Source organism: Clostridium sp. 1001271st1 H5 (assembly GCF_005845215.1).
Classification (GTDB): Bacteria; Bacillota; Clostridia; order Lachnospirales; family Lachnospiraceae; genus Enterocloster.
The window spans coordinates 85066-102117 of record NZ_SPHO01000013.1 but is presented as its reverse complement, the minus strand read 5'-3'; the positions used below and the strand labels follow the sequence as shown (position 1 = coordinate 102117).

Below are 17052 nucleotides of genomic sequence, written 5' to 3'. Positions count from 1 at the left end.
GCTGTCCATTCCCTTCCGGCCAGGCCCCTGCATACTTCCTCTATACCAGGCCCAGGGTACGGATAAGGTCCAGCCACAGCGTCAGGGTAAAGGCACTGCCGCAGGTGGTGATTGCCACCACGCTGGAACTCAGCACGCCTTCATGGCCCATGTTCCGCGCCATGACAAAGCAGCTGACGGTTGTGGCAGACCCCAGCATCACAAGAATGGCCACCAGCTGCTGCTGCCGGAATCCCAGGTATATTGCAGCCGGAAGGAATATGGCGCAAAGGAGCACCAGCTTTACAGCGCTGGCGCCCAAGGCTGCCCTGACCCCGCGGGACGCCTGCCTCAGGTCAAAGGACGCGCCCATGGCCATCAGCCCCAGGGGCGTGGCCACCCCCGCCAGGCTGGACACTGTTTTTTCCATAATCTGAGGCTGCTTAAGCCCCAGCAGGGACCAGGCCATGCCGGACAGAATTCCCAGTATAATGGGATTTTTAAGTATTCCCATCACGGTACCTGCAAGCATCCGGCGGTCCGGGACCGCTCCCCTTGGATTTGTAAAGGACAGAATCACCACTGCCATTACGTTGTACAGGGGAACACTGCCGATTATCATCAGGGGTGCCATACCCACATCCCCATATATATTCTTTATAAAGGCAATTCCCAGAAGGGCTGCGCTGCTGCGGTAGGAAGCCTGTATGAATTCCCCTCTGAGCCTTTTGTCCTTAAGGCCCAACGAAAGAAGGACCGCCAGAAGAATTCCTGCCAGGGTGGACACAAAGCAGAACATCACAAACCGGGTATCCCACACCTTTAAAAAATCCGAATTAGACAGGTCCTCAAACAGCAGTACCGGAAGGGCCACCTTAAACACAAACTGGTTGGCTTTATCCACAAAAGTCCCTTCCATGATTCCCGCTTTTTTAAAACACGCCCCCAATACCATAAGGAAAAAGATGGGCATGGTCGCATTGAGACTGAATATGAGATGTTCCATCGCAGTCTGCCTCCTGTTTTTTGCACATTTTCCCTGTAACAATATACGCTGGCTGTTTCTTTGTCAAGTCTTTCCAGTTTTTCTTATTGACATTTCTTCCATCCGGTGGTTTAATAGAGTTAACTTATTAATATGATTTTAAAAAGTTAGTTAATAACTATACAAAAGGAGATGCTTACCCATGACCCAGGAAGAACCGGTCACTGTAAAACAACTTAACAAAGAACGTATACGCTCTTACATGGATAAACATGAATCCGCTTCCAAAAGCCAGCTGGCCAGGGAGCTGGGACTGAGTTTTCCTACCGTTGGACGGCTGATTGATGAACTGTGTGCCTCCGGCGAACTGTCCCAACAGGGGGCCGGCTCATCCACCGGCGGCAGGTGCGCCTGTCTTTATGAACTGAATCCCCTTTTCAGCCTTTACCTTCTGGTGCAGATTGAGTCGGACCGCGTGTGCTGGAACCTGAAGGACCTGCGGGAACATACCGTGGAGCAGGGAAGCATGCCGTTTGAGGACCTGTCCCTGGAACAGCTGGACGGCCTGATTCTGGACATCCATCACCGTTTCCCCCGCCTGAAAGCAGCTGCCGCAGGGATTGCAGCCCTGGTAAACCACGGCGTGGTGGAAGAGACAGGTCAGTATCAGGGGCTTAAAGGCATGAACCTGGAGGAACATTTCCGGAGCCTGGCCCCCATTCCCATAACCGTGGGAAATGACATGAATTACCTGACCATGGGCTGCTGGCGCCGGAAACATCCTGATTCCGGCTCTCTGGTCACGCTTTTCATGGGAGGAAACGGTATCGGAGGGGGAATGGTCATTGACGGCCGCCTTTGGACCGGCGCCTCCGGCTATTGCAGCGAGGTCAGCTTTCTTCCCATCTATGAACAGTTAAACGGAGGCAGCCAGGGCCTGCCTCCTGCCGGAAACATCAGCCAGCTTTATGCCCGGCTGATTCAAATTTATGCCGTGACAGTGAATCCCCACATGGTGGTGCTCTACCGTCACCCGTTACTGGAGGGAAAGATAGACGAAATCCGCCGTCTCTGCGTTTCCTATCTTCCATCCAAGGCAATTCCGTCCATAGAGCTGTCCTATGATTACCAGAAGGATTATGAAAAGGGCCTGTTTGCCGTGGCTAAGTCCCTGGAGCAGGCTGTCAGCGAAGGAGGTTCATGATGCAGTACACCCATTTTGTTTTTGATATTGACAACACACTGATTAACACCACTGACGCTGTGCTCCACGGGCTGCAGAAAGCCCTCAGGGACATAACCGGCCAGCACTGGGATATCAGCTGCCTTCTGCCGGTCCTGGGCATACCCGGTCTGGAGGCATTTGAACGGCTGGGCATACATTCTCCTGACCAGATATTCCGGATTTACCCCCGCTGGGAGCAGTACGAACTGGAATATCAGTACACCGCCTATCTGTATGAGGGAATTATACCCCTGCTGGATTTTCTGAAAAAAAAGGGCTGCAGCCTGGGCATCATCACTTCCAAGACAATGAACCAGTACACCTGCAGCTTTCTTCCCTTTCAGATATCCGGGTATTTCCAGACCGTCATAACGGCGGATGACACGGTCCGCCACAAACCGGACCCTGAACCCATGTATGAATATATGGAACGCACCGGAGTATGTCCGGAGCAGATTCTCTATATCGGGGACAGCATCTATGACATGCAGTGCGCCTCCCGGGCCGGAGTGGACTCCTGCCTTGCTTTGTGGGGCTGCCACTGCCCGGACAGCATCGCATCCACCTGCCGCTTCGATGAACCGGCTTCCCTGATGCACTGGCTGGAATGATGGGCCGGCCTGAATCATATGCAGCAGGGATGATAATCCGGCTTTCGCTATATATTTGCGGCTGGATTATTCATCTGGACTGGTCAAATATTATCTAACTGGATATTTTACTCAGTCCACTTTTCCATTATAGTAGGTATCAACATTTAATCATTGCGATTTAAGGAGGTATCACTATGACGGAACGTTTCTCTACTAAAAAGCTGGTATTGTCCGCCCTCTTTGCAGCCCTGGCCTGTGTGGCCACCATGTCCATCCGCATTCCCACTCCCGGCACGGGCGGATACATCCATCCCGGCGACGCCATCGTGATTCTCTGCGGCGTGTTCCTGGACCCGGTATCCGCATTTCTGGCAGCCGGAATCGGCTCCTGCATGGCGGACCTGCTGGGCGGATATTTCATCTATGTACCCATTACCTTCCTCATCAAGGGTCTGGTAGCGTTCTCTGCAAGCCATATCTATCACAGGTTAAGCGCCGGAGGCGTGAATCCGCACGCCGCCGTGGCCGGAGGCGGTGTGATTGACATTCTTCTGGTGGCCGGAGGATACTGTCTGTGCGAAATATTCCTGTACGGTCCGGGAGCTGCCCTGGCCAGCGTTCCCAGCAACATCATCCAGGGAATCAGCGGCCTGGTTATATCCAGCGCCCTGTATCCAATCCTTCAAAAACCTCTGTCCATGGCCTTAAGGGCTTAGAGCATGTCTTAAAAATCATTGCGCCCGCCGGCCTGCACACACGCAAGCATTTCAGCCGCGGTTTCTCCATAAATGGGATGGCGCTTATAGGGCGCTATCTCAGCCAGCGGCTTCAGCACAAAATCACGTTTGTGCATCTCTGCATGGGGAATGCACAGATGTTCGGATTCATATACCAGGTCATCATAGAAAAGGATATCCAGGTCCAGTGTCCTGGGTCCCCAGTGTATAATTCGTTCCCTGCCGGCTGCTGCCTCGATTTCATGAAGGGCATCCAGCAGTTCCTCCGGAGTGAGAAGGGTCTGTATTTCCATACAGCCGTTGAGAAAATCAGCCTGGTCCGTCACACCGTAGGGAGGCGTCTCAATAAAGCCGGATACCCGGCCCGCACGGCACTCTCTCAGTTTCTTTATCCCATCCACTGCTCCTGTAAGGTATGCCATTCTGTCCCCCATATTGGAGCCCAGGGCAATATACGCCTGATGCCATCCCCTGGCAATCCTCACCGATACGTACTGGAGGGGAAGTCCTATGGGAGCCCAGGGCTTCCTTATCTCCAATTCCACGGTTTTCAGGCTGTCCGGATACATGAGCAGCAATTCTTCCGCCAGTTGTTCGGCCGCGCTTTCGATGAGCTGGAAGGTGTGTTCCCTCAGAAAACGTTCCATAAATTTACTTGCCCGGCCATAGCTGATGGTCTGGTCCAGCTGGTCGCTTCTGCCGGCCTTTCTCGTATCTGTATGGAGCACTGCCGATACCAGAAACTTCTGGCCCAGTACATTTTCCTCCGGTATGGCTCCGTGCTTTGCAAATACCTCCAGTTGTTCAATCCTGATTTGGTCCATGTCCAGTACGCTTCCTTTCTCTATTCATATCCTGTATTCCCTGTCTGAAATCCCTGGCGCCCATAATGGCCTCAGCCATCCTTACAGCCCTTTTATTTCCCTCCACATCGTGCACACGCACAAAGGAACATCCCGAAAAAACAGCTGCCGCCGTTGTCACCAGAGTTCCCTCCTCCCGCTGCTCCACAGGAAGGTCCAGTGCAACGCCAATCACGGATTTCCTGGACGCCCCCAGCAGCACCGGATAGCCGAAGCGTTTAAAGGCAGACAGGTTTTTAATCACTTCCAGATTCATTTCATAGGTCTTTCCAAATCCCACACCCGGGTCCAGGATGATTCTGTCATCCTTTATACCAGCCTGCTTTGCAAGGAGAATGGTCTCGTTCAGCTCCTCCATCATCGTATTCATGAAATGGTGCCTGACAGGGCTCTGCCTGTTGTGCATGAGGCAGCAGCACACTCCCAGCCCTGCGATGGTCCCGGCCATATCCTTATCCTTCTTAAGCCCCCATATATCGTTGACCATGGCTGCTCCTGCCTCCACTGCCTGACGGGCCACTTTGCTTTTGCAGGTATCCACGGAAACGGGGATATCAAAATTGTCATGAATCAGCCGGATAATGGGGAGAATCCGCTCCATTTCCTCCTCTTCCCCCACCGGCTGATGGCCGGGACGGGTGGACTCCCCTCCCACATCTATGATGTCAGCGCCGTCCAGAATCAGTTTCTCAGCCTGCCTGAGAGCCGCCTCCCGGTCACGGTACCTGCCTCCGTCGGAAAAGGAATCCGGCGTTATGTTCAGAATCCCCATGATATAGGTCCTGTTCCCCACATCAAATTCTTTTTGTCCTATAATCATCCTGACTACCCCCTTACCATTTGAAAAAACAGGTTTACCAGGTCTTCCCGCTGACAGAAGCAGCCCCTCTTTACCACGGTGACGGTCCGGCTGCCCGGCTTTTTGATTCCCCGCATGGTCATACACATATGCTCCGCCTCCATCATGACCATGGCGCCCCGGGGAGCCAGGCATTCCATCAATGCATCTGCAATCTGGGCTGTCAGCTGTTCCTGTATCTGCAGGCGCCTGGAAAACACTTCCACGGTCCTGGCCAGCTTGCTCAGTCCCGCCACCTTCTTATCCGGCACATAAGCCACATGGACCTTCCCATAGAAAGGGAGAAGGTGATGTTCGCAAACCGAATAAAAGGTTATGTCCTTTTCCACAATCAGGTCATTATTCTCCGCCTGAAATGTTTTATCCAGATACATTCCCGGCTCTTCGTCCATACCGCCGTACAATTCCTCATACATCCTGGCCACCCGCTCAGGCGTTTCGGCCAGACCTTCCCTGGACGGGTCCTCGCCCATTCCCTCTAACAGCAGCCTGACAGCCTGCTCCACCTTATTCCTGTCTGTCATCCCTTCTCCTCCTTTCCGCTTCCTCCATAACCTGTCCCAGATAGGACAGGGAGCCGAAGGCCAGCACAACGCCCTCCCGGCCGGCCTGCTCCAGCGCCATGTCAAGGGCTGTTCCCACTGAATCCGCTGCCTGCGTCCTGCCGCAATATTTCCCCGCCTCCTCTGCAAGGACCTCAGGAGGAAGGCTCCTGCTTCGGTCCGGCAGCCATACCGTATAGATTTGTTCCGCCAGAGGAGCCATGGTCTGTACTATGAGGGCATACTCCTTATCCATAAAAACTCCCATAATAAAAATCAGGCGCTTACCCTTCAGGCAGGTCTGCACACATTCCCTCAGCCTGAGAGCGGCATCCCTGTTATGCGCCCCGTCCACAATCACCGCAGGGGAAGCCTTAATCATCTGGAACCTTCCCGGCCAGGAAACGTTGGAAAGCCCCCTTCTTATGTCAGATTCAGATATGGCGATGCCCTTTTTGGTCAGGGCAAGGGCTGTTTCCAGGGCAAGCGCCCCATTTTCCATCTGATAGGTTCCAGGAAGGGATATGCGGATTCCTTTCATGCCTTTATATGAAAAAACATTTTCACCGGGATAACTGCGGGGGCGGTCCTGCCGCTGCTTTGTTCCTGCATCCAGGCAGCCTCCATCCACCTGGGCAAAGCTGCAGCCCATTTGGGCGGCGCGTTCCTTCAGGACACGGACCACTTCAGGAGCCTGGGGCGCCGAAACCACCTGGCATCCAGGCTTCATGATTCCTGCCTTACAGGCAGCAATTTCGCCCAGGGTATTTCCCAGCATTCCCATGTGGTCCATGCTGATGGATGTAAACACTGCCGCCAGGGTATGCTCCACCACATTGGTAGCGTCCTGTTCCCCGCCCAGGCCGGTTTCCAGCACCACTATGTCACAGCCCTTCTCCTTAAAATACAGAAAAGCCATGGCTGTCTCTATCTCAAATACAGTGGGCTTTCCCCTTCCCCTTTCCTCCATGCGCTCTGCCGCAGCCTTCACCTGCCCTGCCAATGCTGCAAATTCCCGCTCCGTAATCCAGGCGCCGTCCACCTGGAACCGCTCCAGAACTGATATTACCGCCGGGGAGGTATAGGTGCCTGTACGGCAGCCCGCCTCCTTTAATATGGAAGAAAGGCAGGCCGACACGGAGCCTTTTCCGTTGGTTCCCGCAATGTGCACAAATTTCAAATCCTGCTGCGGGTCAGACAGCTCCCACAGCAGGTTTCTTATGGAATCCAGGCCCATGACGCTGCCCAGTCCTGACCTCTGCTCCAAAAAATCCACTGCCGCCTTAAAGTCCATTGTCTCCGTAAAATCCATGTCCGCCTTCCTCCCAATCATCCTTATACCGCTAAGCCTTCTGCACACAGCAGCCCATTCTGCATCCTGACGGTGTTGCGGCGCAGCCGCCCAGGGCTGTTTCCCTCAGTTCCAGCGGAAGCCCCCTGCCGACTGCATACATGGCTTCCAGCATTTCATCAAATGGAATCAGCTGCCGGATACCGCTGAGTGCTGTCTCGGCACAGACCAGGGCATTGGCCGCCCCTGCACCGTTCCTGTTCTGGCAGGGGCATTCCACCAGTCCGCCTACCGGGTCGCAGACCAGGCCCAACAGATTCATCAGGGCAGCGGACGCCGCGTCCAGGCTCTGGTCCGGCGTGCCTCCCATCAGCTCCACCGCAGCGGCAGCGGCCATGGCGCAGGCCACTCCCACCTCTGCCTGGCAGCCCCCAACCGCCCCCGACACCGTGGCATTGCGCATGGCCAGATATCCGATGGCCGAGGCTGCAAACAGCCCGTCAGCCACCTGACTGTCCGGCAGATTGTATTCTTCCTGGAGAGCCAGCAGCAGCCCCGGCACAATACCTGAGGACCCGGCTGTGGGCGCTGCCACAATCAGGCCCATGGAGGTATTGACCTCCAAAACAGCCATGGCATATATGACAGCCCTTCCCAGGACACCGCTTAAGATGGATGTGCCCCCGGCGCGCCGTTTCTCCATCCTGGCGGATTCCCCGCCGATAAGACCGCCGATGGACGTAACCGGTTCCCTCAGGGGCAGGGTGGCTGAATCCCTCATAACCGCCAGCACATCCTTCATCCTGGCCTCAATGTCCTCCATGGATGCGCCTGTCAAATCGCATTCCCGCTGTTTCATCACTTCCGATATCTTACTGCCCCGGACCGCGCACTGCTCCAGAAGTTCTGCTCCGCTTTTAAAATCCATGTCCATCCCTCCCTATACCTGAACCAGCATGGTATGGTATACATGCGGGTTGCTGTCAATCCAGTCCGTGATTTCCAGGGGCAGGCGTTCGTCGGACTCCACGATGCAGTAAGCCTGCGCGCCTTTTTCCTCCCTGAAAAGCTTCATGAACGCAATGTTCACATTGCAGTCGCTGAGGCATTTGGAGATATGGGCCACCACCCCCGGTTTATCCTGATGTATGACAATCAGGGAGCTGTACTCGCCTGTAAAATCCACATCCACCTGGTTTATCTTTACAATGCGCACCTTTCCCCCGCCCAGCGACTCCCCGCGGACCGTCATTTCCTGGCCCTGGCCGTTTACCATGCGGATGTCCACCGTGTTGGGATGGACATCCTTTTCCTTCTCATTTGTCAGGAAGGAATAGCGCAGCCCCCGTTCCTCTGCAATGGAAAATGAATCCCGAATCCGCCTGTCATCTGTCCTGAATCCCATGATTCCTCCCAGCAGGGCCCTGTCCGTGCCGTGTCCGCGGTATGTTCTGGAAAAGGAACCGTACAGGGTAAACTCCGCCTCTTTTACCTCGCCTGCTATCATTTTCTGGGCCAGGAGGGCTATGGCCACCGCTCCCGCCGTGTGTGAACTGGATGGCCCTATCATATTGGGGCCTAATACGTCAAATGCACTGATGACTGCCATATACTTATTCCTCCTGACATTATGCTCTGTCCCTGGCCCAGTCTTAGATACGCTTCTAAACGCCTGGGACCGGATGATGGTTACTGGTTTCCCCTGGACCTGCTCCTGGGAACCGTGTGGATACTGCCGCCTTCCAGTTCCTCCAGCGCCTCTCCCACTGCCTCGTTGTAGGTGGGATGGGCGCGCATGGCCAGAAGCAGCTGGGGCACGGTCAGCTTATTGGCCACGGCTGTTGCCATTTCCCCAATCATGTCCGTGGCCCTGGCGCACATCATCTGGGCTCCCAGCACCACCTTATGGTCAGCTGCTGCAATGATTTTGATAAATCCTCTTTCCTCCCTGGATATCTGGGATTTGCCGTTGGCGGACATCAGGAATTTTCCCACTGATACAGGTATTCCTGCCTGGGCCGCCTCATCCTCCGTAAGACCCACGGAGGCAATCTCCGGGCTGGTGTACACACAGCTGGGAACCACGGATAAATCAATGGAATGACCGGCTCCTGCCAGATGTTCCGCCACCCATACGCCCTGGGCACTGGCCACATGGGCCAGCTGGATTCCCTTAATCACATCGCCGATGGCATACACGCCCTTCATGGATGTCTCAAAGTCAGAATTTACCACGATTCTTCCGCGCTCCATGGCAAGGTCTGTCCCCGGGGCCAGCAGCTTTTCCGTTTCCGGAACCCTGCCGGCTGCGGACAGCACATACTCCGCCTCCTCCCGCTTCTCCCCGCCCTTTTCCTCAAATATGCATGCCAGACCGTGTTCCGTTTTCTCAATCCGTTTCACCATGGCCCCTGTATAGATTTTGACTCCCCGCTTTTTGAGAATCATCTTCAGATTCTGGGATATATCCTTATCCAGGTTTGCCAGCAGTCTGGGAAGCGCCTCCACTATGGTCACCCGGACGCCAAGGGATGAAAATACAGAGGCAAATTCAGCGCCGATAACGCCTCCTCCGATAATCAGCAGGCTTTCCGGCGCATGTTCCATCTCAAACAGTCCGTCGCTGGTAAGCACCCCAGGCAGGTCCAGCCCCTGGATAGGCAGGTTCATTGGTTTTGAGCCCGAGGCCAGCAGCACATGCCTGCCTTTCAGCACCCGGCTTTCCGGTTCCCCTTCATTCCCAGACACCAGAACGGTCCCGTCCGCCTTAAGGGTGCCGGTCCCCCTTACCAGAGTCACGCCGTTTGCCTTAAAGAGCTGTTCCACGCCCTGCCTTAAGCTGCCTGAGGTTCCCTCCTTATATTCCAGAATCTTATCATACTCAAACCGGACATTCTCTGCAAAAATCCCGAACTGCCCGCCCTCCTTCATCTCCCTGTAAAGCTGGGATGCATGAATCATGGCTTTAGCCGGAATACAGCCGCGGTTCAGGCAGGTGCCCCCTACCTCCCTGTTCTCCACCACTGCCACGGTAAGCCCCAGTTTGGCTCCCTTGATTGCCGCCACATAACCGCCGGGACCAGCTCCTATGATAACCAAATCAAACATTTCTGCCATTTTTCCTCCTATTGCTGCCGGAGCGTGCCGGAATTACTTCCAACACGCTCCCTGGCACTGCCTATATTTTTTCGTGAATCAGTTCTTTGTCCTTACTCTCCCATATAACGCAGCACAGGTTTCCTCGCTGCAGTCACCTCATCCAGTCTGCCCACCGGCGTCCGCAGAGGCGCCTCATGAAGGCGTTTTGGGTCTGCCTTGGCTGTCTCATAGATTTTGCGGAATACCTCAATGGCCTCGTCCAGGGTTTCCCTTGACTCTGTCTCTGTCGGCTCCACCATCAGAGCCTCATGGACAATCAGCGGGAAATACATGGTAGGCGGATGGATGCCGTAATCCAGAAGGGCCTTGGCAATATCCATGGCCGATACATTGATATCGTGTTTCAAGTCCTCCAGCGTCATGACAAACTCATGCATACAGGTTTCATTGTAAGCCATCTTATACAGGTCTGACAGCTTATTCATCATATAGTTGGCATTTAACACCGCATTGGAGGATGCCTCGGGGATGCCTTCCTTTCCAAGGGTCATGATATAGGCCAGCGCCTTTACCACCACTGCAAAGTTGCCGTAGAACATCTTTACGCTTCCCATGGATTCCGGCATCTTTGCAAAGCTGTAAGCCCTGCTTCCGTCCTCATGCTCCTCCATGGTCTTAACCATAAAGCCCGGCAGGAAGGGTTTTAATAATTCCTTGCAGCCCACAGGTCCGCTGCCCGGCCCGCCGCCGCCGTGAGGCGTGGAAAATGTCTTGTGGAGGTTCAGATGGATTACGTCAAACCCCATATCTCCCGGCCTTACGATTCCCATGACAGCATTGAGGTTGGCTCCGTCGTAATAGCACAGTCCCCCGGCCTCATGGACAATGCGGGTAATCTCCAGGATATTCTTGTCAAAGAGCCCTACGGTATTGGGATTGGTCAGCATCAGTCCGGCCGTATCCTCCCCCACTGCCTCCTTAAGCTTATCCAGGTCCACACAGCCGTCCTCCCTGGATGGAATGCTGACAACGCTGTACCCGGCCATGGTGGCGCTGGCAGGGTTGGTGCCGTGGGCAGAGTCCGGGACAATGATTTTAGTCCTCTTTTCATCCCCTCTGGAGTGATGGTAAGCCTTAATCAGCAGAAGACCTGTAAATTCCCCATGGGCGCCTGCCGCAGGCTGGAAGGTCATGGCATCCATACCGGTAATTTCGCACAGATATGTTTCTGCCAGGTTTAGCACCTTAAGGGCGCCCTGGACCGTATGTTCCGGCTGCAGGGGATGGATGCCGGCAAACCCCTCCAGGGATGCCGCCTCCTCATTTACCTTGGGATTGTATTTCATGGTGCAGGAGCCAAGGGGATAGAACCCGTCGTTGACGCCGTGGGCCCGCTTTGCAAGGCTGGTATAATGCCTGCTGATTTCATTTTCAGAGAGCTCCGGCAGGCTCAGTTTCTTTTCCCTGCGAATCCCTATCTCATGGACCGGCACATCACAGTCCCCAAGCAGATGGCAATGTCTGCCCGGAGTTCCTTTTTCAAATATTAATTGCATGCCCCGCACACCTCCTTCACGATTTGAACTGCCTGGTCCATATCTTCCTTACGGTTCTGCTCCGTGGCGCACCAGAGAATCTCCCTGTCATTAAGGGGCAGTCCCCCCAGGATTCCCTTCTCCTCAAGGGCCTTTAGGATAAGGCCGGAATCCGCATTACCCGTGGTAATGAACTCATGGAAGAATTCCCTGTCATACTTAGCCTTCAGACCCGCCTGTTCCAGCTGCTCCTTCAGATAATGGGCCTTGGAGGTGCAGAGAAGCGCTGTCTTCTTTAAGCCCTCCCCTCCCATGGCCGCCATATAAACGCTGGCAGTCAGGGCGCAGAGCGCCTGGTTGGAGCACACATTGGAGCTGGCCTTTTCACGTCTTATATGCTGCTCCCTGGCCTGCAGGGTAAGCACATAAGCCCGTTTTCCATTCACATCCTTTGTCTCTCCCACGATTCTGCCCGGAAGCTTCCTTCCCATGGCGGATGTGGCTGTCATAAAGCCCAGATAGGGACCTCCGAAGCTCAGCGGCATGCCCAGAGGCTGGCCGTCCCCCACTGCAATGTCCGCCCCGCATTCTGCCGGCGTGGGCAGGATTGCCAGGGATATGGGGTTGCAGCCCATAATATATCTGGCCCCCTTTTCATGGGTGATTTCTCCCAAAAGACTGCATTCTTCCAGGTTGCCGTAATAGTTTGGCTGCTGTACATAGAAGCAGGCTGCTGTATCGTCCAGCATTTCCCTCAAGGCATCTGCATCCGTGACTCCGTCCTTTTCGGGAACAATCACCACCTGTGCCCCGCTTCCGAAACAATATGTCTTAACCACCTCCAGGACCTGGGGATGGGTGGTGGCGGACAGGTAGACCCTGCTCCTCTTCCTGTCCCTGCACATGGCCGCTGCCTCAGCTGCCGCCGTAGCGCCGTCATAGACCGATGCGTTGGATACATCCATGCCTGTAAGCTCACAGAGCATGGTCTGATATTCAAATATGGACTGAAGGATGCCCTGGCTGATTTCAGCCTGGTAAGGGGTATAGGATGTCAGGAATTCCTCCTTGGATACCACGCTTTTTACAATGGAGGGTATGTAGTGGCTGTAAGCCCCCGCTCCCCTGAATATGTGTTTGAATACCACGTTCTGTTCTGCAATGTCCTTCATCTTCCCGATGACTTCCATTTCACTGAGGCCCTCAGGAAGCTTTAAGCCGCCTTTTACACGGACATCCTGGGGAATATGGGAAAACAGGGCCTCAAAGCTGTCAAAGCCGATTTCCCTGAGCATTTCCTGCTGCTCTTCACTGGTATTGGGTACATAAGAACCCATGGGTCCACCTCCTTTTCAAAATGCCTACAGTGTGTCCAGATATGCCTCGTAGGCCTCCCCGTCCATCAGTTCCTCTTTGCCGCTTACATCCTTTACCCTGATAAACCATGCCTCATAAGGGTTCTGGTTCACAGACTCCGGGCTGTCCAGCAGCTCCTCGTTGATTTCCTCCACCTGGCCTGTAACCGGCGAAAGCACATCTGAAACAGCTTTTACGGACTCCACATCCCCAAACGCCTCTCCTGCCGCCACATCATCCCCCGGCTCCGGAAGGTTTACAAACACCAGGTCTCCCAGTGCATCCTGGGCATAATCCGTAAGCCCTACCACTACGGTTGTATCATCCACTGCCTTTACCCACTCATGGGACTTTGTATACATTAATTCCTTCGGTACATTCATTTTTATTTTCTCCTTTTCTATTTCTCTCTCTTATAAAATGGAAGCTTCACTACTTCTGCCCCAACCCTGCGTCCTCTTACATCCACCTCAACCTGGGTGCCCGGCTCCTTATAGGCTGTATCCACCAATGCCATGGCCACCGGATATCCCAGGTAGGGACAATGGGTGCCGGATGTGGTTGTTCCAATCTGGTCTTCCCCTGCAAATACAGGTTCGTGCTCACGGATGATGCCCCGGCCCGTAACCTTAAGCCCCACGCGTTTCCTGGTAAGAGGTCCCTTTTCCTGCAGCGCCTTTTTGCCGATGAAGTCCTCCTTGTCCATTTTGACAAAGATGCCCAGTCCTGCTTCCTTTGGCGTAATGGTATCGTCCATCTCATGGCCGTAGAGGGGCATGGAGGCCTCCAGACGGAGGGTATCCCTGGCTCCCAGGCCGCACGGAATCAGTCCTTCCTCCCTGCCAGCTTCCAGCAGCAGCTCCCACAGTCTGGGAGCGTCTTCTCCTGCCATGTAAATTTCCACCCCGTCCTCTCCGGTATATCCTGTTTTGGAAATGATGCAGGGGATGCCGTCTATGCGGCAGTCCTTTATGAAGGTGTAGTACTTATCCGGGATATCATCCGGCTCCACCACCTTTTTAAGCACATCCAGGGCTTTGGGGCCCTGAAGGGCCAGCTGTCCCACCTGGTCGGATATGTCCTTCAGCTCCACATCTCCTGACACATGGTCCTTCATCCACTGGTAATCCTTATCCTTGTTGGATGCATTGACAACGATGAAGTAGCTGTTGTCCTTTATTTTATAGACAATCAGGTCATCCACCACGCCGCCCGCCTCATTGCACATGGGGCTGTATCTGGCTGTTCCGTCTTCCATGACCGTATAATCATTGGTCAGCAGCATATTTACATTCTTAAGGGCATCCGGTCCGCTTAACAGAATCTCGCCCATGTGGGATACATCGAAAAGGCCGCACTGCTCACGCACTGCCATGTGCTCCGCAATCACTCCCGTTTCATACTGGACCGGAAGAAGGTAGCCTGCGAACGGTACAATCTTTCCCTTATACTTTACATGCATGTCATACAGCGGTGTCTTTAATTCCATACTCTCTGCTCCTTTTTCTCCATGTTTTTACGGTTGCCCTGCAACCGCTTCCAACGGTTTTGCTTCACTTTATAGTTACCTTCCTGATTACCGGTACAGCGGATATTTGCCGCAGATTTTATCAACCTCTCCCCTGATGTAATCAGCCTTGGCTTCAAAATCAGTGGCTGCCAGCCAGATGCACTGGGCAATCTTTTCCATATCCTCTTCCTTCAGCCCCCTGGAGGTGACTGCCGGTGTCCCGATGCGCACGCCGGAGGTGACAAAAGGACTTCTGGGGTCGTTTGGAACCGTGTTCTTATTCAGGGTGATGTATACCTGGTCGCAGCGGTTCTGAAGTTCCTTGCCCGATACATCCATTCCCCTCAGGTCCACAAGCATCAGATGGTTATCCGTTCCCCCGGTCAGGATGTTGAAGCCCTGCTCCTTAAGGGCTGCTGCCAGGGCTGCCGCATTTCTGATGACCTGTTCCTGGTATGCCTTGAACTCCGGTTTTAATGCCTCTCCGAAGCAGACTGCCTTGGCCGCAATGACATGCTCCAGAGGTCCGCCCTGGATTCCCGGGAAAATGGCCTTATTGAAATTAAATTTATCTGCCGCTGCCTGGTTTGCCAGTATCATGCCTCCCCTTGGGCCTCTCAGGGTTTTGTGGGTGGTGGTGGTCACCACATCCGCATATGGGATGGGACTTGGATGAAGGCCTGCCGCAACCAGTCCGGCAATGTGGGCCATATCCACCATCAGGTAAGCGCCCACCTTGTCGGCCACTTCCCTGAACCGCTTAAAATCAATGGTCCTGCAGTAGGCGCTGGCGCCTGCAATGATTAACTTAGGCTTGGAGGCAACTGCTGTCTCTTCCAGCTTGTCATAATCTATGTAACCCTCCTCATTGACGCCGTAAGGCACAATGTTGAAATACAGGCCGGAGAAGTTTACAGGGCTTCCGTGTGTCAGATGGCCGCCGTGGTCCAGGTTCATGCCCATGACCGTGTCGCCCGGTTTCAGCATGGCCACGAACACCGCCATGTTGGCCTGGGCTCCGGAATGAGGCTGTACATTTACATAGTCGCATCCAAACAGCTTCTTTGCCCGTTCAATGGCAATGGTCTCCACCACGTCCACAAACTCGCATCCGCCGTAATAGCGTTTTCCCGCATATCCTTCCGCATATTTGTTGGTGAGAACCGTGCCCATGGCTGCCATCACCGGCTCCGATACAATGTTCTCAGAAGCAATCAGTTCCAGGTTCCTTCTCTGGCGTCCGCACTCTGCCTTGACCGCCTCCCCTATCTCCTTATCATATCCCTCAATAAAATCCATTACCTGTTCAACCATTGGTTCATATCCTCCTTTTATTTTTCATCATGGGCTTATCAACATGCCCTGCTCCACACCGTTTCCCGGTATCATCCCTTGACGCCGGATGATGCCGGATGGCTCTGCCTCCGAAACCATACCACCTCCCCTTTCGTACCGTGCGCTTTTTTGAAGTCCGCCGGATACATCCGCGGTCCGGATATCAAAAAAAGTGCACGAACAAAAATTTGTTCATGCGCTCTGTCTTTGTACCTGAAAGATTTGGCTTCGTCGGTGCTATCGCTTTCCAGAGTTTCGTCCAGTATCCGGTTCTTTTGCCTGAGAGTTCTTCGCTTCCCCTTCGGCGCTGCCTGAGCAGTCTCTCCCGAATCCATCATCCGATTATATAAAATTGTCAACAAAAGCATTTCTTCTGGTCCTGCTTTGTGCTAATGTCATAGTATCACACTTAATATTTTCAGTCAATAGGTAAAATGTGTTTAATTTTTAACGCATTTTACCGTCAATCTGCTGTGATTTTCATCTTATCCCTGTTCCATGTCCCCTGTTTTTTTGTTTGACTATGAGCTTAGGACAAGGCTGTTTCCCCGCCTGCTTTCCCCATACGAACAGCCGTTTCCTGCTCCTTTATGCACATGCGGCTGACCCTGTAGGAATACAAAAGGGATAGGGTCATGACTATGGCCAGGGCTGCCACAATCATCCACGCAATATTGTAGGATCCTGTCAAATCATAGGCTGATGCAATCAGAGGGCCGCCGATGGCATATCCCACGCTGGGGAACAGACTCAGGAATCCATAGATTTCCGCATAATGCTTTGTGCCGAAGATTCCGCTGGTAATGACCGGCGCGCTTACGGTTCCTATACAGGTTCCGAATCCAAACAAAATTGCCTTCAGATACAGGAAGGGCTGGTGTTTAATAAATATCAAACAAATAACTGAGAGAAAAAACATGGCATTCCCAAACAGTATGCCTGCCTTCACTCCATACCTGTCATAAATATGTCCCAGTATGAGTTTTCCTGGAATGGTAATAAACAGGTACAGGGATGCAATGGAGGCCGCTGTGGTCGTGGCATATCCGGCGTCCATGACAGCGGCCGGGTGCTGGCAAAGGAATAACAGCAGTAAGCCAGACAGTTTCCGAGCATACATACCACCAGCGCCTTGTGCATGTA

The 17052-nt window shown here is 53.7% G+C and carries 17 protein-coding genes and 1 riboswitch; of the genes, 3 read left to right on the top strand and 14 right to left on the bottom strand.

The features are described from left to right. Positions 1-40: 40 nt before the first annotated feature. Positions 41-985: an AEC family transporter gene (locus FGS84_RS19505; RefSeq protein ID WP_138310061.1), complete on the bottom strand. Its 945-nt coding sequence runs from the start codon at positions 983-985 to the stop codon at positions 41-43. A 181-nt stretch (positions 986-1166) separates the two neighbouring features. On the opposite strand from FGS84_RS19505, the gene FGS84_RS19500 reads away from it, so the two are divergent. From FGS84_RS19500 to FGS84_RS19490, 3 genes are all read left to right on the top strand, one after another. Next, positions 1167-2168 (top strand): ROK family protein, encoded by a 1002-nt coding sequence (locus FGS84_RS19500; RefSeq protein WP_138310060.1) that lies wholly within the window; start codon positions 1167-1169, stop codon positions 2166-2168. After that, the gene (locus tag FGS84_RS19495; protein ID WP_243130024.1) at positions 2165-2800 is read left to right on the top strand and encodes an HAD family hydrolase; all 636 of its coding nucleotides are present in this window, start codon (positions 2165-2167) and stop codon (positions 2798-2800) included. Before FGS84_RS19500 ends, FGS84_RS19495 begins: the two co-directional genes overlap by 4 nt. 176 nt (positions 2801-2976) lie before the next feature. Continuing rightward, positions 2977-3498, top strand: a complete 522-nt coding sequence (locus tag FGS84_RS19490; protein WP_138310059.1) for an ECF transporter S component — start codon at positions 2977-2979, stop codon at positions 3496-3498. An 8-nt stretch (positions 3499-3506) separates the two neighbouring features. Here FGS84_RS19490 and folK read toward each other — a convergent pair whose 3' ends face one another. From folK to FGS84_RS30970, 13 genes are all read right to left on the bottom strand, one after another. Next, positions 3507-4343: a 2-amino-4-hydroxy-6-hydroxymethyldihydropteridine diphosphokinase gene (folK, locus tag FGS84_RS19485; RefSeq protein WP_138310058.1), complete on the bottom strand. Its 837-nt coding sequence runs from the start codon at positions 4341-4343 to the stop codon at positions 3507-3509. Further along, positions 4324-5202: a dihydropteroate synthase gene (gene folP / locus FGS84_RS19480; protein ID WP_138310057.1), complete on the bottom strand. Its 879-nt coding sequence runs from the start codon at positions 5200-5202 to the stop codon at positions 4324-4326. Before folP ends, folK begins: the two co-directional genes overlap by 20 nt. A gap of 5 nt (positions 5203-5207) precedes the next feature. After that, positions 5208-5765: a GTP cyclohydrolase I FolE gene (gene folE, locus FGS84_RS19475; RefSeq protein WP_138310056.1), complete on the bottom strand. Its 558-nt coding sequence runs from the start codon at positions 5763-5765 to the stop codon at positions 5208-5210. After that, positions 5749-7095 carry a folylpolyglutamate synthase/dihydrofolate synthase family protein gene (locus tag FGS84_RS19470; RefSeq protein ID WP_243130023.1) on the bottom strand — a complete coding sequence of 449 codons (1347 nt, stop codon included), beginning with the start codon at positions 7093-7095 and terminating at the stop codon, positions 5749-5751. Before FGS84_RS19470 ends, folE begins: the two co-directional genes overlap by 17 nt. Before the next feature lie 31 nt (positions 7096-7126). After that, a complete protein-coding gene (gene sdaAA, locus FGS84_RS19465; RefSeq protein WP_138310055.1) occupies positions 7127-8002 on the bottom strand; it encodes an L-serine ammonia-lyase, iron-sulfur-dependent, subunit alpha in 876 nt (291 codons plus the stop codon). Between the two features lie 12 nt (positions 8003-8014). Beyond that, positions 8015-8683, bottom strand: coding sequence for an L-serine ammonia-lyase, iron-sulfur-dependent subunit beta (sdaAB, locus tag FGS84_RS19460; protein WP_138310054.1), 669 nt, complete (start codon positions 8681-8683; stop codon positions 8015-8017). A gap of 80 nt (positions 8684-8763) precedes the next feature. Next, positions 8764-10191 carry a dihydrolipoyl dehydrogenase gene (gene lpdA / locus FGS84_RS19455; protein WP_138310053.1) on the bottom strand — a complete coding sequence of 476 codons (1428 nt, stop codon included), beginning with the start codon at positions 10189-10191 and terminating at the stop codon, positions 8764-8766. A 92-nt stretch (positions 10192-10283) separates the two neighbouring features. Further along, a complete protein-coding gene (gene gcvPB, locus FGS84_RS19450; protein WP_138310052.1) occupies positions 10284-11729 on the bottom strand; it encodes an aminomethyl-transferring glycine dehydrogenase subunit GcvPB in 1446 nt (481 codons plus the stop codon). Then, the gene (gcvPA, locus tag FGS84_RS19445; RefSeq protein WP_138310051.1) at positions 11720-13045 is read right to left on the bottom strand and encodes an aminomethyl-transferring glycine dehydrogenase subunit GcvPA; all 1326 of its coding nucleotides are present in this window, start codon (positions 13043-13045) and stop codon (positions 11720-11722) included. The genes gcvPB and gcvPA overlap by 10 nt, the downstream gene beginning before the upstream one ends. Before the next feature lie 24 nt (positions 13046-13069). Continuing rightward, a complete protein-coding gene (gcvH, locus tag FGS84_RS19440; protein ID WP_138310050.1) occupies positions 13070-13447 on the bottom strand; it encodes a glycine cleavage system protein GcvH in 378 nt (125 codons plus the stop codon). A 17-nt stretch (positions 13448-13464) separates the two neighbouring features. Further along, on the bottom strand, positions 13465-14553 hold the full coding sequence (gcvT, locus tag FGS84_RS19435) for a glycine cleavage system aminomethyltransferase GcvT (RefSeq protein WP_138310049.1): 1089 nt from the start codon (positions 14551-14553) through the stop codon (positions 13465-13467). Between the two features lie 87 nt (positions 14554-14640). Further along, positions 14641-15888 (bottom strand): serine hydroxymethyltransferase, encoded by a 1248-nt coding sequence (glyA, locus tag FGS84_RS19430; RefSeq protein WP_138310048.1) that lies wholly within the window; start codon positions 15886-15888, stop codon positions 14641-14643. Positions 15889-16166: 278 nt separating this feature from the next. Next, positions 16167-16247: riboswitch (glycine riboswitch) on the bottom strand. A 191-nt stretch (positions 16248-16438) separates the two neighbouring features. Then, on the bottom strand, positions 16439-17029 hold the full coding sequence (locus tag FGS84_RS30970) for an MFS transporter (RefSeq protein ID WP_243130022.1): 591 nt from the start codon (positions 17027-17029) through the stop codon (positions 16439-16441). Positions 17030-17052 lie beyond the last annotated feature (23 nt).

What these genes read in the sequence shown, in the direction of transcription:
- FGS84_RS30970 (WP_243130022.1), bottom strand. Translation starts at nt 17,029, where the DNA reads ATGTATGCTCGGAAACTGTCTGGCTTACTGCTGTTATTCCTTTGCCAG.
- folK (WP_138310058.1), bottom strand. Translation starts at nt 4,343, where the DNA reads ATGGACCAAATCAGGATTGAACAACTGGAGGTATTTGCAAAGCACGGA.
- FGS84_RS19505 (WP_138310061.1), bottom strand. Translation starts at nt 985, where the DNA reads ATGGAACATCTCATATTCAGTCTCAATGCGACCATGCCCATCTTTTTC.
- FGS84_RS19495 (WP_243130024.1), top strand. Translation starts at nt 2,165, where the DNA reads ATGATGCAGTACACCCATTTTGTTTTTGATATTGACAACACACTGATT.
- gcvPB (WP_138310052.1), bottom strand. Translation starts at nt 11,729, where the DNA reads ATGCAATTAATATTTGAAAAAGGAACTCCGGGCAGACATTGCCATCTG.
- sdaAA (WP_138310055.1), bottom strand. Translation starts at nt 8,002, where the DNA reads ATGGATTTTAAAAGCGGAGCAGAACTTCTGGAGCAGTGCGCGGTCCGG.
- sdaAB (WP_138310054.1), bottom strand. Translation starts at nt 8,683, where the DNA reads ATGGCAGTCATCAGTGCATTTGACGTATTAGGCCCCAATATGATAGGG.
- gcvT (WP_138310049.1), bottom strand. Translation starts at nt 14,553, where the DNA reads ATGGAATTAAAGACACCGCTGTATGACATGCATGTAAAGTATAAGGGA.
- glyA (WP_138310048.1), bottom strand. Translation starts at nt 15,888, where the DNA reads ATGGTTGAACAGGTAATGGATTTTATTGAGGGATATGATAAGGAGATA.
- FGS84_RS19500 (WP_138310060.1), top strand. Translation starts at nt 1,167, where the DNA reads ATGACCCAGGAAGAACCGGTCACTGTAAAACAACTTAACAAAGAACGT.
- folP (WP_138310057.1), bottom strand. Translation starts at nt 5,202, where the DNA reads ATGATTATAGGACAAAAAGAATTTGATGTGGGGAACAGGACCTATATC.
- FGS84_RS19470 (WP_243130023.1), bottom strand. Translation starts at nt 7,095, where the DNA reads ATGGATTTTACGGAGACAATGGACTTTAAGGCGGCAGTGGATTTTTTG.
- lpdA (WP_138310053.1), bottom strand. Translation starts at nt 10,191, where the DNA reads ATGGCAGAAATGTTTGATTTGGTTATCATAGGAGCTGGTCCCGGCGGT.
- FGS84_RS19490 (WP_138310059.1), top strand. Translation starts at nt 2,977, where the DNA reads ATGACGGAACGTTTCTCTACTAAAAAGCTGGTATTGTCCGCCCTCTTT.
- gcvH (WP_138310050.1), bottom strand. Translation starts at nt 13,447, where the DNA reads ATGAATGTACCGAAGGAATTAATGTATACAAAGTCCCATGAGTGGGTA.
- gcvPA (WP_138310051.1), bottom strand. Translation starts at nt 13,045, where the DNA reads ATGGGTTCTTATGTACCCAATACCAGTGAAGAGCAGCAGGAAATGCTC.
- folE (WP_138310056.1), bottom strand. Translation starts at nt 5,765, where the DNA reads ATGACAGACAGGAATAAGGTGGAGCAGGCTGTCAGGCTGCTGTTAGAG.